We start from the raw sequence: 14,455 nt of genomic DNA on the forward strand, positions 1-14,455 counted from the left end.
CAGATCATACGATTTTTCGCAGGGCTTTTGCCACGAACCGGTTAAAACCACTAACCGGCGGATTGAATACGAAAGCACCGTTCAGTTTTGGTTGTATCAGTACGGATTTAAGATGGCTCAACTGATCGAAACCGGCCTTACCATGATACGAGCCCATACCGCTTTCACCGACTCCACCAAACGGCATAGTGTCTGCAACTACATGGAACGCCGTTTCATTGACACAAGCCCCGCCAGACAGTGTGCCATTGAGCCAGAACTCTCGCTCTTTCTGATCGTCTGAAAATACATACAAAGCCAGTGGGGAAGGGCGGGAGTTTACAAAACTTCTAGCCTCTTCGGCGGTGTCATAGGTCACCAGCGGCAGCACTGGGCCAAATATCTCTTCTCGCATTACTCTGCTGTCCAGCGGTGGGTTCAAGATCAGCGTGGGCGTCATTTTTCCAGAGGCGTGAGCGGCATCCTTGGGTAAGAGCTCCCTGACTTCAGCCCCTGCAGCTTTTGCTTCGGTTACCAGCCCTTGCAGACGATTCAGGTGATTGTCGTTAAGAATGCCGGTGTAGTCGGGACTTTGCGGTCCTGCCGGGAAAAAGTCATGCACCGCTGATTCCATTGCCGTCGCAAAGGCTTCCAGCTGATTCCGTGGCAGTAAAACATAATCCGGAGCAACACAGATTTGCCCGGCGTTGGCTATTTTGCCGAACGCAATACGGCGTGCCGAATAATCAAGACTGGCGTGCTCGCCAAGGATGGCCGGTGATTTTCCGCCAAGCTCGAGAGTAACGGGGGTCAGATTGCGCGCAGCAGATACCGCAACCTCACGCCCTACCCGGGTAGAGCCAGTGAAAAACAGGTGATCAAAAGGCAAGCTGGAAAACGCCTGGGACAATTCAACGCCGCCTGTGCAAACTGAAACTTCGGTTGGGTCAAACAGGTCAGAAATCATTCTGGCCATCACGTCGGACGTCTTTGGCGTTAATTCCGATGGCTTTAGCATCACACGATTGCCTGCGGCAAGAGCAGCTGCGATAGGAGCGACGGCCAGATAGACCGGGAAGTTCCACGGCGATATAACGCCCACTACGCCTTTTGGCTGCGGAATAATGCGCCCGCGAGCTGGCTTCAGGTGCAGAGGCACACCGACTCTTCTTGGTTTCATCCAGCGCTTTACCGAGCGGCGGTTACGCCTGATGTCGCCCAGAGGAATGGTTATGTCGAAGATGCTGGAATCCGCATCGGATCGATGCCGGAAATCTTCGTTCATAGCGGCAACCAGCTCCGTTTCATACTTGAGCAGTGCAGTTTCAAGGCGAGAAAGGCGCTCTTTACGAAGTTCAACGGAGGGCATTGGGTCTGTTAAATGGGCTGCACGAGCCGCCGAAAAAATGGCTGACAGGTTATCAGTTTGTGAAATATTGGAAGTCATATCAGCGCTCCTCAGCGAGATCGAGCTGGAAATGTGTTTCGGGCCAGAATGCTCGCCTCAGGAAGGCAGCAATCCGATTGTTGGCATAGTCGGCTTCGGGTGTTAACCCCATGCGGACTGGCCAAATATGGCCGGCCCCGGCTTGTCGTAGCACCTCCACCTGCCCGCCTGTGTCTGCAAGTTTTATAGCCATGCGCTCAGTATCATCACGCAGAAGCTCGCCTTCTCCAACGAGTAGCATTGTTGGTGGAGTTGGGCGGTCCCAGGTTTCAAACAGTGGTGATAAGGCTGGACTATCAAGCTGCTGACCGTTTGCGTAGAGCTGTGCAGTTCGGCGCAACCAGCTTTCGGGCACCATGGCCTCACTGCGCAAGTTCGTGCGCACAGACTCTCCCGATAACGACAGATCAAACCAGGGTGAAACAGCCACTATGGCGGCCGGGTCTGGCAGCCCGGCGGCACGTAGTCGGGCCAGTAAGGCAAATGCGAGCGCGCCGCCTGCGCTATCGCCCGCAACTGCGATGGATGATGGCTCATAACCCGCCGCAAGCAATCCACGATAAGCCGCTTCTGCATCTTCCGGGGCTGCAGGAAATGGGTGCTCAGGTGCTAGTCGGTAATCTGCAAGAAAGGCGCGTGCGCCACTGGCTGCAGCGAGGCTTGCCGCCCAGGCTCCGTGGGAGCCTACGCCCCCAACAGTAAAAGCGCCGCCGTGTAGCCATAGCACAACTTTTTTATGGCCGGTTGCCACGATGGGTTGGCCACGATCACACCAGTGCCCGGCCACTCCTGACAGTTCTCCCGTTTGCAACCGTACATCTTTGGGGCGGGGATAGCACAACCATGCATGCAAACCTGCAACACGCCGCAACAAGGTTTGCGAGTGAACAGCACCAATCAAGGGTTTTTCGAAAAGGTGTTGAAACAGTGTCCAAAACCTTTGTCGCTTTGAAATACCGTTCGCCATGTTCAGTTTCCGGTAAGTTGCGCGCGGAGCTCGTGTTTTAGCACCTTGTTCATGGGTGACAGTGGCAACTCCTTGACCAACGAAAGGCTTCGGGGTTGCTTGTAGCCAGCAGTTCGATCTTTCAGGTAGCCATTGATCTCTTCCAGTGTGGGCGACTGCCCTTCGCGCGGAACAATGACCGCATGGACTCTTTCGCCCCATTTTTCATCAGGTAAGCCAACGACTGCCACCATGGCAACACCGGGAAGCGTGGATATGGCGCTTTCCACTTCTGACGAATAGACGTTTTCGCCACCGCTAATAATCATGTCTTTTAATCGATCGCGAACATAGAGCACACCCATATCATCAAGCATGCCCAAATCGCCCGTTCGGTAGCCTCCATTGCGCAGAGCGGCCTGCGTCTCAGAGGGCCGTTTGCGGTATCCGGACATCACCGTTGGGCCATACACCACGATTTCACCAATATGGCCTTGAGGCATCTCTGTGCCTTCATCGTCCTCAATACGGATCAGCACCCCTGGTGCACCCGGTTGGCCAGCGCCATCGATGCGCTCAAGTTCGCCACTATGGAACTGAGGCCCCAAAAATATGGTTATTCCCGCCTCTGTCATGCCATAGGCCTGAGTGTAGGTAACCCCGGGGAACGCTTTTTTCAAATCAGCAAGCAGCCCGGCAGAGATAGGTGAGGAGCCGTACATCAGGCGCTCCAGATTAGCAAAGTTATCGCCGCTAAAATCCGGATCTGTGATCAGCATCTGCATCATAGTGGGCGCCAGACCCAGCTCCGTTACACCATGGTCGCGCACGGCCATGGCCACTAGATCGGGCCTGAACATGGGCATCAGCACCTGTGTTGAGTTCTGAATCAACCGGGTAAGGGTGGGTTGAATGCCTGCAACATGGAAGAACGGGAAGCACGAACTGTAGGTTTTGCCGGTGCTCGGGAAACCTGCGACCGCCATGACGAGTGCGCCAGCGACTAGGCTTGCGTGGGAATGTACTACTCCTTTGGATCGACCGGTGGTCCCACCGGTATACAAAATGATCGCCGGAGCCTCGGGATCGCGGGCATGGTCCAGCTCGACAGGCTCTGCTCGCAGGTCATTTACATGCTGCATTTCCGACGGCGTTTCGCCCTGACCGATATGCACGAACATCGGCTCTGGTCTGGCTTTGGCCAGTTGCTCGGCTAGCGGCAAAAACGGGTCATCCAGTGCGACTATTGCGACTTCAGCATCATCCAGCGCAAAGGCGATTTCTGCCGCAGTCCAGCGCAAGTTCAGGGGAACCGGAACAAGGTTGGCCAGAGGTGCCGCAAGAATTATCTGAAGCGTTTCTATGCTGTTCAAACCCAGCACCGCCACGCCTTTTCCGGGTTGTAAACCGAGTTTGGATAGGCCGCCGGCTAATTGTCTGAGGCCGTGCACGAAGTTCGGCCCCGAAAGCGCGCGCCCGGACAGGTCGCTGAAAACTGCCTGCCCGCTGTTATTTTGTTCTGCGTATATGTAAAGCTGGTCTAATGTTTGGAAGGTCATTTTTGTATTCTCTAACCTGTGGGGAAGGCGATGTCAGTCGCGGAAGAATTCCGCCGCTGCCTTCTCTGCAATCATTATTGTCGGGGCGTTTGTATTGGCACTTATCAACGTTGGCATCACTGATGCGTCAATTACGCGAAGGCCCTCTACGCCTCGTACCCGGAGCGAAGTGTCTACTACTGAATCCTGATCGCTTCCCATCCGACAGGTTCCGATAGGGTGGTACACCGTGTCACAGTGGTTGCGGATCATGTTCATCAAAGCTTCATCGCTGTCTGTAGAACGCGCGGTAAACGTTTTGTTAATTCGGCTCGCAATGGGTTCCGATTCCATGATCTCCAGTGTTTTCCGTACCGCCTTCAGGAGCAGTTCTGCGTCCCGATCGTCGCCCAGAAAATCAGGGTCTATCGCGGGTGCAGCCATTGGGTCCGCTGATGCAAGGGTAACCTGACCTCGGCTTTCTGGCCGGAGGATACAAGCGTGGCAAGAGATGCCATAGCCAGGCTTGATCTTACGACCGTGGTCCTCAACCCGGGCTATAACAAAGTGAAGTTGCACGTTAGGCCAGTCATCGCTTTCGTCACCCACTGAGAAAAATGCTCCAGCCTCTGTGAAGTTGGTTGAAAGCAAGCCTTTGCCGGAAGAAAACCACTCCCGCAACCCGCCCATTAAGCGGAATGAGCCTGAAACGCCCACGCCGAACACATCGGTTGTATTGACCCCGTAGGACAGCACGACATCCGGGTGGTCCTGCAGGTTTTGGCCTACAGCGGGCAGGTCATGAATTACTGGAATACCATGTTGTTTCAAATGCGTTGCCGGACCAATTCCCGAAAGCATTAACAACTGAGGTGATTGGAAGGCACCGGCAGACAGAATCACTTCTTTCGCAGCTTCGACGGTCAGGGTTTTGCCGCCGCGTAGGTATTCAACGCCAGTGGCCCGTTTGTCCGAGAACAACACTCGCGTGGCATGGGCTCCGGTAATTACATGCAGGTTGGAGCGGTTGTCCATAACAGGGTGCAGGTAGGCCGCTGCAGTTGAGCAGCGCTGCCCTCTGCGGCTGTCGTGAAATTGCGTAATCTGGTAATACCCGATACCTGCCTGCTGCTCACCATTAAAGTCTGTTGTAAGGGGTAATTGGCACGCTTGACCGGCTGCAATCCAATCTTTTGTGATTGAGCGTGGGCTTGATGGGTCAGCTACATGCAATGGGCCTGAGGCGCCATGCAGGTCGCTGCCGCCACGTTCGTTACTTTCCGATTTACGGAAGTAGGGCAAAACCTCTTCCCAGCTCCAGCCTTCGGCGCCGAGCTCGACCCACCGGTTGTAATCGCGAGAATTGCCACGGGTGTATACCATGGCGTTGATTGCCGAAGAGCCTCCCAGTGTGCGCCCCCGTGGCTGGTAACCACGACGCCCATTGAGCCCCCTCTGGGGTACCGTCGAAAATGCCCAATTGTTCAGCTTCATAGGCTTGCCGGGCATCATCGCTACAGTGAGGGCTGGCATGCGTACGAGCAGATCTCTACCTTCGCCGCCTGCTTCCAGCAGGCAGACCCGGTTATCGGGGTTTTCGCTCAGGCGCGCTGCGAGTACGGCTCCGGCTGAGCCACCACCAACAATGACATAGTCAAACTGAGACGGCATCGCGAACCTCCTCCTGCTGGCAGGGCTCGACGCGTGCCATTGTGAGGTCGCTCCGGTCGATCTTGGCCATGGAAGCGACAAATTCTGCCCATGTATAGGGGAATACAACGGGAACACCGGCCGCATCCAGATACCAGCTCTGGCAGCCACTCGTCCAGACAGACTCACCAAGCCCAGCTTTTATGTACTCGACGAATGCTGATACAGCTTCCGGTGTGGGCTCGATCTCGTCTGCCTCGCCGTTACGCCAGATATCCATAAGCCGCAACACGTAGTCCAGCTGCTCTTCTGCCATGCCGATAACCGAGTTGTTGCCGATGGGGGTACCTGGGCCGAGCATAAGGAAGTAGTTGGGGAAGTTTTCCATGAGCACAGCGTGGTAACTGGGGTAGGTGCCGTCTTTCCATGCATCATCAATGGTATGGCCAGAGCGTCCTACCAAGCTGCCGGGGCGCATGTAAGCGAAGTTGTCGAAGCCGGTTGCCAGCACAATAACGTCGAGAGGAACCAGCTCTCCGGTAACCAGACGCACGCCATCAGCCTCAATGCCCTGGATGCCGTCTGTAATCAGGTGGGCATTTTCTTTCTGTATTGCAGGGTAGAACGTGAAGTTGACCACCATACGCTTACAGCCAACACCGTAATCCGGCGTAAGTTTCTCGCGTAGATCGCGCTTACGAACACCTAAGCGAAGGTAGGCTTTGCTAGACAGGTTCAGAAGCGTTCGCTGTACCGGCTCCCCTGTCGTTGCTTTTACGAAAAACTGCTCGATAAATGTCTTGTACAGTGACTTCCAAGGCTTCATCCGCTCAGGCTTTTCCTTCCAGCGGTTGCGCATCCATTCCGGGAAGCTCAGGTTTGGAAATGGGAACACCCACTGGGGCGTTCTCTGGAATACAAAGGTTTCGTGCCCGGCCTTGACTAGCTCGGGTACCACTTGGTGGGAGGTGGAACCTGTTCCAATCACGCCGACACGCTTGCCGTTCAGATCCACATCGTGCCGCCACTCGGCGGTGTGCCACATCTCGCCGCTGAAGCTGTTCAATCCGGGAATACCCGGGCGCTTGGGTTTGTGCAGAATGCCAGTCGCTGCAATCACAAAATCCGCAGTGAAAGCATCACCTTTGTCGGTCTTCACTGTCCAGGTTGCTGTGGCCTCATCGTAAACGGTGGAAACGACCGTCGTTCCAAAGCGAATCATCGGGAGTACGTTGTATTTTTCCGCAACGTGTTCCAGATACTCCTGAATCTCTCCGCCTTGAGCGCACTGGCTTGACCAGGGCCAAGGCTCGAACGAGTAGCAGTAATGAGGTGACGGAATATCGCAGGCTACGCCGGGGTATGTATTCTCACGCCAAGTGCCGCCAACCCGGTCTGCTTTTTCAATAATGATAACGTCGCTGATACCTGCTTCTGGCAGTTTGATACCTGCAAGAATCCCAGTGGCGCCTGCCCCGATTACCAGCACTGAAGGCTGCCTCTTATTGTTCATAATATCTCCCTCTAGCTGGCCGGTATCCGGCCCTATGCACTTCGCTGCCATCTCGAACATTTTGCTTGAACGGCTCTTGGTGAACACCTGTGATCAAAAATATTCACAGGCGATTAACAGCTAATCATAAAAACCGATCGGAAACAAACTTTTTGAACCCGGTTGACTTATTTTAAACAGTATTGTTCAATTTCGGCGTAAGGTTGGTCCGAATGGCTCTTCACAGAAAGCTTGGCGGCCGAATACTTGTATAAAGGAGAACAGCATGGATTTACAGCAAACAGTTGCCGTTGTGAGCGGCGGAGCGTCAGGATTGGGTGGCGCTTGTGTGCAGGTTCTGGCTGAGGCTGGCGCGAAAGTTGTGATTCTGGATCTCGATTCGGAACGGGCAGCGGCCTTACTGGCGGAGTACCCGGATTCCGTGGCTTTTGCTCGCTGCGATATAACCAATGATAGCGACGTCTCAGAAGCGCTGGACTTGTGCGAGCAGAGGTTCGGAAAGGTGACGGCGGCGGTGAATTGCGCTGGCATTGCTATCGCGGAAAAGACACTCGGCCGTGAAGGTCCGCACCCACTGGCTTCTTTCCGCAAGGTTCAAGACGTAAACGTTGCCGGTACCTTTAACCTTAGCCGGTTGGCAAGTGAGCGAATGGCGAAGAATGAGCCGGATGACAACGGGGAGCGTGGCGTGATTCTTATGACCGCTTCCGTCGCAGCGTTTGACGGGCAAAAGGGCCAGGCAGCCTATGCCGCATCAAAAGGCGGAGTGGTTGCGATGACGTTGCCAATGGCGCGCGACCTCGCGGGCAGCGGTATTCGCGTTAATACCATAGCGCCAGGGCTGTTTTTAACGCCGATGCTGGAATCCTTGCCGCCTGCGGCAAGAGAGGCTTTGGGGCGCGCGCCCTTGCATCCACAGCGCCTTGGTAAGCCAAAAGAGTTTGGCAGCCTTGCGGCTTTCCTGATTTCACACCCCTACCTGAATGCTGAAGCCATCCGCCTTGATGCGGGCGTGCGCCTGCCGTGAGCCGTTCAGTGGGCAATGTGCGAGCAACCATGAATCGAATAATCCGAGAAGGAATAATGAAATGAGTGACACGCCAGTTCTTTTGTCCCGCGATGGTCAGGTTGCGACGATTACACTAAACCGACCGGAGCACTACAACGCACTGAATGCGCAGATGCGCAAGGCTTTGACCGAAACTCTTGCAGAGGTTGAAGCTGATCCGACCATTCGGGTTTGCATTATTGGTGCCGCCGGTAAGGGCTTTTCTGCAGGGCAAGACTTGCAGGATTTTGACTACAAGCAAATCTCGGATCTGTTGCTCGACGAATACGAGCCGCTGCTAAAAACCATTCACCACGGCAACAAGCTTTATATCGCCCGTGTTCATGGTCAGGCTGCGGGCATTGGTGCGGCACTGGCGCTAACGTGCGATTTGGTAATGATGGCTGAAGATGCCAGTGTCTATCTGGCGTTTGCTGCCATCGCGCTTGTGCCTGATGGCGGTCTGACGTGGCATCTGCTAAATGCTATGGGGCGCCACCGTGCCCTGTCGGCAATCATCGAAGGAAAGCGTCTTGATGCGGCTACTTGTCTGGCTCATGGCCTTGCCAATAAGGCCGTGCCAGCCGAGCAGCTTGAGCAAGAAGTATTTGATTGGGCCAGTTCTCTGGCCAGTGCTGCGCCCCTTGCTGTCGCCGGAACCAAGCGATTGCTGCGAGAAGTGGCCAGTTGTGACTGGCGTTCCGCGGTAGCGGTTGAGGCCGAGGAGCAAAATGTTACGACCAAATCAAAGGACTTTATGCGGGGCGTTCAGGCGTTCGTTGCGCGCCGCGCCCCGGAGTTTGAAGGTAACTGAGTGGGCTCACTCGGTCAGGTTGGCAAGCTCTTCTGGCAATTCCAGCTTTACCTGCTTGCGGCTAAGAGGGCAGTCAAACTCAAGGCCTGCAGCGAGTAATTGCAGTGGTACTCGGGCAGGTTTGCCGTACAGCCGGTCGCCAATGATTGGGTGACCAATGCCCTGCAAGTGTTTGCGAATTTGGTGTTTTCGGCCTGTCTCGATAATCACTTGCAGAAGGCTGGTTTCAGCGGCTTCATCGGTGCTTAACGTGGTTGCGCGACTGATGGCTGCTTTGCCATCAACCGGCGTGTCGATTAGCTGGTTTTGAGCATTCACAATACCGGTTACTCTGGCCAGATAGCGTTTGGTCATAGTGCGCCCCGAGAAGCACTGGGAGAGCGCGCCAGCGGCTTTCGAGTCGTGGGCAACCAGCATTAGCCCGGCAGCATCCCCATCCAACCGGTGGATAAGAAAGCAGGGTCGCTTTAATTCAAGCTCTGCATGGCGTAGTAGGCTGCAATGGTCCCCCCACTGCGAGCCCTGAGCCAGTAATCCATGGGGTTTGAACCAAACACTGTAACGGCTTTTGTCTTCTATTAGAGTTGCGGCTTCTGGTTTGCGGCTCAGAACCTTTTCATCATAATAGAGTTGCAGCCGTGTACCGGCCTTGAGCTCCTTAGTCGCCCGGCGGAGCCGCACTGTTTTGCCTTTGATTGTCCACCAGCAAGCCCCTTTATTCATAGCGTCTTTAATGCGCTGGCGCGGTAGACCCGACGCCTGGCTCAGGGCTTCGCTGGCAGTTTCCGGCTGCTCCGTTGTAACGTTGAATTTTCTGCGCATTACAGGGCGGCATCTCCGGGTTTGATTGCAAGCAGGTCGGTTCTAAGGTGGGTGAGCACCTTCTCTGCAGTGTTGCCTATCACGCGAGCCTTCAGGCCAGTTTTGCCGCTTGTACCAATGACCACCATGTCGGCTTTCAATTTGCTTGCCACGCTGGGGATAACCTTGTGGGCGGGGCCAACGGCCATGTGGACCTGCTCCGGGCTCAAGTGCCATGTGTTACACAGATGCGTGATGGCTGGTTCCAGAGCGGCTCTGCGTTTTTGTTCATGCTCGGCTACATTGATGATTTCAAGGTCTGCCAGCACCTCAGAAATATGCAGCGCATGAACCAAATGCACTTCGCTGCCAAAGGCTTTTGCCAGAGCGCTGGCTTGCTCAATGATCTTTGTATTGAGGGCTTTTTTAACGGGTTTGGTAGAGCTTAGGTCCACCGCGGCCAGAATCGGGTGAGCGTGGTTCCACTTCTGCTCTGCAACCAGCATGACAGGTACCGGGCACTCACGGATTAGGTGCCAATCGGTTGGCGTATACCGCCAGGTTTCAGAGCGGCTACCGGTTTTGATGACAGCTGTGAAACGATTGGGGTGGCAGTGCTCGATTATCCATTGGTGTATGTGCTTTTCCCACACTGTATGTGTGGAGACCTTCAGATCGCCGCAATCTGATAGCGCCAGCATTTGATCCAGCCAGCGTTGGCGAAGTTCAATTAGGGCATCTCTAGCGCGTTGCTGCACGGTAGGATCTGAGGGTAGAGCGCCGAGGTGCTCATGGGTAAAGGCCACGATTTCCAGATGGGCGCCTGTTGCGCGTGCCAGTTCGATTCCCCGGGCCAGAGCTTTCTGGTGCTTGTGGGCTGGGTCCATGACAATCAGAAGTTTATCCATGTTGCCTTTCCGTCGTTTGCTGAGCTTAAGTTTTGTGCTTCGTTTTTAGCTGCTACACACTCTGATGTTACCAGCTGTGGCGGTATCCGGGATGCGGTGTTTGGTCAAAGGTCGTATAATTAATCGTTTTTCAGGTCTCCAGTAATGGTGACCAAGTCCAGTTCAGGAGTTGTCAAATCATGAGCCAGTCCGGTGAAACGGGTACGCTGTTTGTTATTTCTGCGCCATCGGGTGCTGGCAAGACCAGTCTTGTAGCAGAAATGTTGCATGCGGATCAAAAGCTGGGAGTATCTGTATCCCACACCACGCGCCCCATGCGCGAAGGTGAGAAAGACGGCATTAACTACCATTTTGTAAGCCGTGATGAATTTGAGGCGATGATAGGTCGTGGCGACTTTCTGGAACATGCAGAGGTTTTCGGTAACTACTATGGCACGTCGCAGGTGTGGGTTCGGGAGATGCTGGCCAGTGGGCGAGACGTTATTCTCGAAATCGACTGGCAGGGCGCTGCTCAGGTGCGCCGGCTTATTCCAGAATGCGTAAGCATATTTATCGTACCGCCTTCATACGAAACCTTGCGGGATCGCCTGATAGGTCGAGGTACGGACGCATCGGAAGTAATGGAGCGACGTTTATCCGAAGCCAGAAAAGAATGCGAGCATGTCGGGGAGTTTGACTACTTGGTAGTGAATGACGGCTTTCAGGAAGCACTAACCGACCTCTTGGCTATTGTGCGTAGCCAGCGTTTACGTATAACCAATCAGCAGGCGCGACACAGTCGATTACTCTCGGGGCTCATTGAAGCAAGTTAGAGTGAGGCTCGATAGGGGCTTTTGCTGTATACAATTTGTGCCGCGAGCAGTAAACTACGCGGTCTGCTAAATCAGTCATTTTATTATTGTCGGGGATGTTATGGCACGAGTTACCGTTGAAGATTGTCTCGAACATGTGGATAACCGCTTCCAGTTGGTCATGCTGGCTACCAAGCGTTCCCGCCAGATTGCCACCAAAGGCGCCGAGCCCATGGTTGCAGAAGAAAACGATAAGCCTACGGTTATCGCCCTGCGCGAAATCGCCGCTGGCTTGGTTAGCCGCGATCTGCTAACCGAAATCGAAGAAGATTAAGGCGGTTGCGGATAGATTGCGGTGTCGCATGAGGCTACGGTAGAAGGGCTAGCGGTCGAGCTCAGTACCTATCTTGATACCAGTCGCATTAATCAGGTGCGACGAGCATACTATTATGCCGAGCAGGCCCATGAGGGCCAGATGCGAAAAAGCGGCGACCGCTACATAACCCACCCTCTCGCAGTTGCTCACATTCTTGCAGGCCTCAAGCTCGATCATCAGAGCTTGATGGCTGCAATGCTTCACGATGTTATAGAAGATACGGGTATCCCCAAAGACGCCCTTGCTGAACAGTTTGGCGAGGATGTGGCGGAACTGGTGGATGGTGTCAGCAAACTGACCCAAATAGAGTTCCGCTCCCGTGCCGAAGCTCAGGCAGAAAACTTCCAGAAAATGACTCTGGCCATGGCCCGGGATATCCGGGTTATTCTGGTTAAGCTTGCTGACCGTTTGCACAATATGCGCACTCTGGGGCCCATGCCCTACGAAAAGCGCCAGCGCATTGCCACAGAAACCCTCGATATATACGCTCCCATTGCCAATCGCCTCGGCATGCATGCAATTTCCACAGAGCTTGAAGATCTTGGCTTTGCAGCGCTGCACCCGATGCGTTCCCGCTATATCTCTAAGGCCGTGGACAAGGCGCGTGGCAGCCATCGTGAAATCATTGAGGAAATACGCGGCAGGTTGCAGGAAAAACTGGAAGAGCGAGGCTTGCCGGGCAGGATACTTGGGCGCGAAAAGCACCTGAACAGCATCTACAATAAAATGAAGCTCAAGCAGAAGTCGTTCTATGAAATCATGGATGTGTACGCCTTCCGCATCATTACCGATACTGAAGACGACTGTTACAGAATTTTGGGCGCTGTTCACAGTCTTTATAAGCCAATGCCGGGCAGGTTCAAAGACTATATTGCTATGCCCAAGGCCAATGGTTACCAGTCGTTGCACACCACTCTTTTCGGTATGCATGTAAATATCGAAATCCAGATTCGTACCGAGGAAATGGAACACATTGCCAACGATGGCATTGCGGCCCATTGGATGTATAAAAACGAGCCGACCAGCGCTACAAGTGTCAACCAGACGCGAGTGGACCGCTGGGTTAAGGGTCTGATGGAAATGCGCGAGCGCGCGGACGACTCGCTCGAGTTTATTGAACACGTTAAAGTGGATCTCTTCCCGGACGAAATTTATGTGTTCACCCCAAGGGGTAAGATCATGGAGCTGCCCCGGGGCGCAACACCGGTGGACTTTGCTTATGCCATTCACACGGACATAGGTAACGCTACGGTTGCCTGTCGCATCAATCGCAATCTCGGGTCTCTGAGTAAGCCACTTCAGAGTGGCCAAACAGTAGAGATCATTACTGCCCCGGGTGCCCGCCCGAACCCTGCTTGGCTCAGTTTCGTGGTAACAGGCAAAGCGCGCAGCAGTATTCGCCATACCCTGAACAGCCAGAAGCTGGCGGAGTCGATGGAATTGGGCCGTGCGTTGCTGAAAAAGTCCCTCAATGGTTTTGGTGCGCGCCTAGCTGACATTGATGATGCTCAGAAGCAGGTCGTTGTGAACCACAATCAGGTAAACAGCTTCGATGAGCTGATCAGTGATATTGGCTTAGGTAATCGCATGGCGTATTTGGTAGCGCGTCAGTTGGTGAGTGGTGCCGAAAGCGAAGAGCGAGATGAGGCGATTAAGGATATTCAGGGTGGCAGTGATACGCCGGTCACCATACAGGGAACCGAGGGCATGCTGGTTCACTTTGCTGCCTGCTGCAAGCCGATACCTGGAGACCCCGTGGTTGGGGTGATGGATTCCGGCAGTGGCATGGTTATCCACTCCGACACATGCTCCCGTTTACCGGAAGACGATGAGGGCAGGTCACGCCTGACCCACCTCACCTGGGCTAAAGACATTACCGACGAGTTCTCTGTTGAGCTGCGAGTTGAGTTGGAGCGCCAGCGTGGGGTAATTGCGGAGGTGGCCAATGCGGTGGCAATGGCAGACGGTAATATAGAGCGGATAAATGTCGACGAGCAGAACGCGCGCTTCAGCGTTGTTAGCCTTGTTGTTAAGGTGCATGGCCGCAAACATTTGGCCCGGGTAATGCGCCGGGTACGCAACATCAAAGCGGTTACGTCGATCAACCGAGTGAAATACTGATCCTGAAAGAGCTTGCTCGTCTATCTGGTTGACAGCTCGTGTACGGAACAGCGACGATTAGTGTTTTAGACGAAAGGAAAGCAAACAGCATGACCAACAAATCGATCATCCAGACTGAAAGCGCACCGCAGGCAATTGGGCCTTACTCTCAGGCTGTAAAGGCAGGCGACACGGTCTATATTTCTGGTCAAATTCCGCTGGACCCCGAAACCATGGAAGTTGTGGCGGGGGATTTTTCAGCAAAAACTCGGCAGGTATTTGATAATCTCAAAGCGGTTTGTGAAGCCGCTGGCGGTGCATTGAAAGATATCGTTAAAGTGAACATCTACGTGACCGATCTGGCAAATTTCGCCACGGTTAACGAAATCATGGCGACGTATTTTCCGGAGCCATACCCCGCCCGGGCAGCTGTACAGGTTTCTGCGTTACCGAAAGGCGTTCCGGTAGAAGTAGAGGCTGTGATGGTTCTGAGTTAATTCAGCGCCTACCTATTGGTAAGATGATTAGAACAAAGGCGGCCGAG

At 54.2% G+C, this 14,455-nt stretch carries 13 protein-coding genes; 6 read left to right on the forward strand and 7 right to left on the reverse strand.

Features of this window, described 5'->3' with window-relative positions; all coding sequences use genetic code 11:
- Nucleotides 1–4: 4 nt before the first annotated feature.
- From MWU62_RS15070 to MWU62_RS15090, 5 genes are read right to left on the reverse strand one after another with little or no spacing between them, the layout of a single operon-like run.
- Nucleotides 5–1,426 (reverse strand): coniferyl aldehyde dehydrogenase, encoded by a 1,422-nt coding sequence (locus MWU62_RS15070; protein WP_247115665.1) that lies wholly within the window; start codon nt 1,424–1,426, stop codon nt 5–7.
- A 1-nt stretch (nt 1,427) separates the two neighbouring features.
- A complete protein-coding gene (locus tag MWU62_RS15075; protein WP_247115666.1) occupies nt 1,428–2,393 on the reverse strand; it encodes an alpha/beta hydrolase in 966 nt (321 codons plus the stop codon).
- A 2-nt stretch (nt 2,394–2,395) separates the two neighbouring features.
- Entirely contained in the window at nt 2,396–3,931 is a 1,536-nt protein-coding gene (locus MWU62_RS15080; RefSeq protein ID WP_247115667.1) for an AMP-binding protein, read from the reverse strand.
- Nucleotides 3,932–3,964: 33 nt separating this feature from the next.
- The gene (locus MWU62_RS15085; RefSeq protein ID WP_247115668.1) at nt 3,965–5,581 is read right to left on the reverse strand and encodes a GMC family oxidoreductase N-terminal domain-containing protein; all 1,617 of its coding nucleotides are present in this window, start codon (nt 5,579–5,581) and stop codon (nt 3,965–3,967) included.
- Nucleotides 5,565–7,073 (reverse strand): NAD(P)/FAD-dependent oxidoreductase, encoded by a 1,509-nt coding sequence (locus MWU62_RS15090; protein WP_247115669.1) that lies wholly within the window; start codon nt 7,071–7,073, stop codon nt 5,565–5,567. The genes MWU62_RS15085 and MWU62_RS15090 overlap by 17 nt, the downstream gene beginning before the upstream one ends.
- Nucleotides 7,074–7,338: 265 nt before the next feature.
- Between MWU62_RS15090 and MWU62_RS15095 the strand changes: the two genes are divergently transcribed.
- Both MWU62_RS15095 and MWU62_RS15100 read left to right on the forward strand, forming a co-directional pair.
- Nucleotides 7,339–8,100, forward strand: a complete 762-nt coding sequence (locus MWU62_RS15095) for an SDR family NAD(P)-dependent oxidoreductase (protein WP_247115670.1) — start codon at nt 7,339–7,341, stop codon at nt 8,098–8,100.
- Between the two features lie 61 nt (nt 8,101–8,161).
- Nucleotides 8,162–8,935, forward strand: a complete 774-nt coding sequence (locus MWU62_RS15100) for an enoyl-CoA hydratase/isomerase family protein (protein WP_247115671.1) — start codon at nt 8,162–8,164, stop codon at nt 8,933–8,935.
- Nucleotides 8,936–8,941: 6 nt separating this feature from the next.
- Here the strand turns inward: MWU62_RS15100 and MWU62_RS15105 are convergent, their stop codons facing one another.
- The gene (locus MWU62_RS15105) at nt 8,942–9,757 is read right to left on the reverse strand and encodes an RluA family pseudouridine synthase (protein WP_247115672.1); all 816 of its coding nucleotides are present in this window, start codon (nt 9,755–9,757) and stop codon (nt 8,942–8,944) included.
- On the reverse strand, nt 9,757–10,644 hold the full coding sequence (locus MWU62_RS15110; protein WP_247115673.1) for a universal stress protein: 888 nt from the start codon (nt 10,642–10,644) through the stop codon (nt 9,757–9,759). Before MWU62_RS15110 ends, MWU62_RS15105 begins: the two co-directional genes overlap by 1 nt.
- A 179-nt stretch (nt 10,645–10,823) precedes the next feature.
- On the opposite strand from MWU62_RS15110, the gene gmk reads away from it, so the two are divergent.
- The 4 genes from gmk to MWU62_RS15130 all read left to right on the forward strand — a co-directional run bounded on the left by gmk (nt 10,824) and on the right by MWU62_RS15130 (nt 14,408).
- The gene (gmk, locus tag MWU62_RS15115; RefSeq protein WP_247115674.1) at nt 10,824–11,456 is read left to right on the forward strand and encodes a guanylate kinase; all 633 of its coding nucleotides are present in this window, start codon (nt 10,824–10,826) and stop codon (nt 11,454–11,456) included.
- A gap of 100 nt (nt 11,457–11,556) precedes the next feature.
- The gene (gene rpoZ, locus MWU62_RS15120; RefSeq protein ID WP_200366995.1) at nt 11,557–11,769 is read left to right on the forward strand and encodes a DNA-directed RNA polymerase subunit omega; all 213 of its coding nucleotides are present in this window, start codon (nt 11,557–11,559) and stop codon (nt 11,767–11,769) included.
- Nucleotides 11,770–11,790: 21 nt separating this feature from the next.
- Complete coding sequence (locus MWU62_RS15125; RefSeq protein ID WP_247115675.1) at nt 11,791–13,932, forward strand: RelA/SpoT family protein; 2,142 nt, start codon at nt 11,791–11,793, stop codon at nt 13,930–13,932.
- 89 nt (nt 13,933–14,021) lie between these two features.
- Nucleotides 14,022–14,408, forward strand: a complete 387-nt coding sequence (locus tag MWU62_RS15130) for a RidA family protein (protein ID WP_247115676.1) — start codon at nt 14,022–14,024, stop codon at nt 14,406–14,408.
- Nucleotides 14,409–14,455: the final 47 nt, after the last annotated feature.

This window comes from Marinobacter sp. S6332 (assembly GCF_023016045.1).
GTDB lineage: Bacteria > Pseudomonadota > Gammaproteobacteria > Pseudomonadales > Oleiphilaceae > Marinobacter.

Bases quoted from the DNA above. Each gene is read 5' to 3' on its own strand.
- MWU62_RS15070 (WP_247115665.1), bottom strand. From the start codon at position 1,426: ATGACTTCCAATATTTCACAAACTGATAACCTGTCAGCCATTTTTTCG.
- MWU62_RS15110 (WP_247115673.1), bottom strand. From the start codon at position 10,644: ATGGATAAACTTCTGATTGTCATGGACCCAGCCCACAAGCACCAGAAA.
- MWU62_RS15090 (WP_247115669.1), bottom strand. From the start codon at position 7,073: ATGAACAATAAGAGGCAGCCTTCAGTGCTGGTAATCGGGGCAGGCGCC.
- MWU62_RS15130 (WP_247115676.1), top strand. From the start codon at position 14,022: ATGACCAACAAATCGATCATCCAGACTGAAAGCGCACCGCAGGCAATT.
- gmk (WP_247115674.1), top strand. From the start codon at position 10,824: ATGAGCCAGTCCGGTGAAACGGGTACGCTGTTTGTTATTTCTGCGCCA.
- MWU62_RS15080 (WP_247115667.1), bottom strand. From the start codon at position 3,931: ATGACCTTCCAAACATTAGACCAGCTTTACATATACGCAGAACAAAAT.
- MWU62_RS15075 (WP_247115666.1), bottom strand. From the start codon at position 2,393: ATGGCGAACGGTATTTCAAAGCGACAAAGGTTTTGGACACTGTTTCAA.
- MWU62_RS15095 (WP_247115670.1), top strand. From the start codon at position 7,339: ATGGATTTACAGCAAACAGTTGCCGTTGTGAGCGGCGGAGCGTCAGGA.
- MWU62_RS15085 (WP_247115668.1), bottom strand. From the start codon at position 5,581: ATGCCGTCTCAGTTTGACTATGTCATTGTTGGTGGTGGCTCAGCCGGA.
- MWU62_RS15100 (WP_247115671.1), top strand. From the start codon at position 8,162: ATGAGTGACACGCCAGTTCTTTTGTCCCGCGATGGTCAGGTTGCGACG.
- MWU62_RS15105 (WP_247115672.1), bottom strand. From the start codon at position 9,757: ATGCGCAGAAAATTCAACGTTACAACGGAGCAGCCGGAAACTGCCAGC.
- rpoZ (WP_200366995.1), top strand. From the start codon at position 11,557: ATGGCACGAGTTACCGTTGAAGATTGTCTCGAACATGTGGATAACCGC.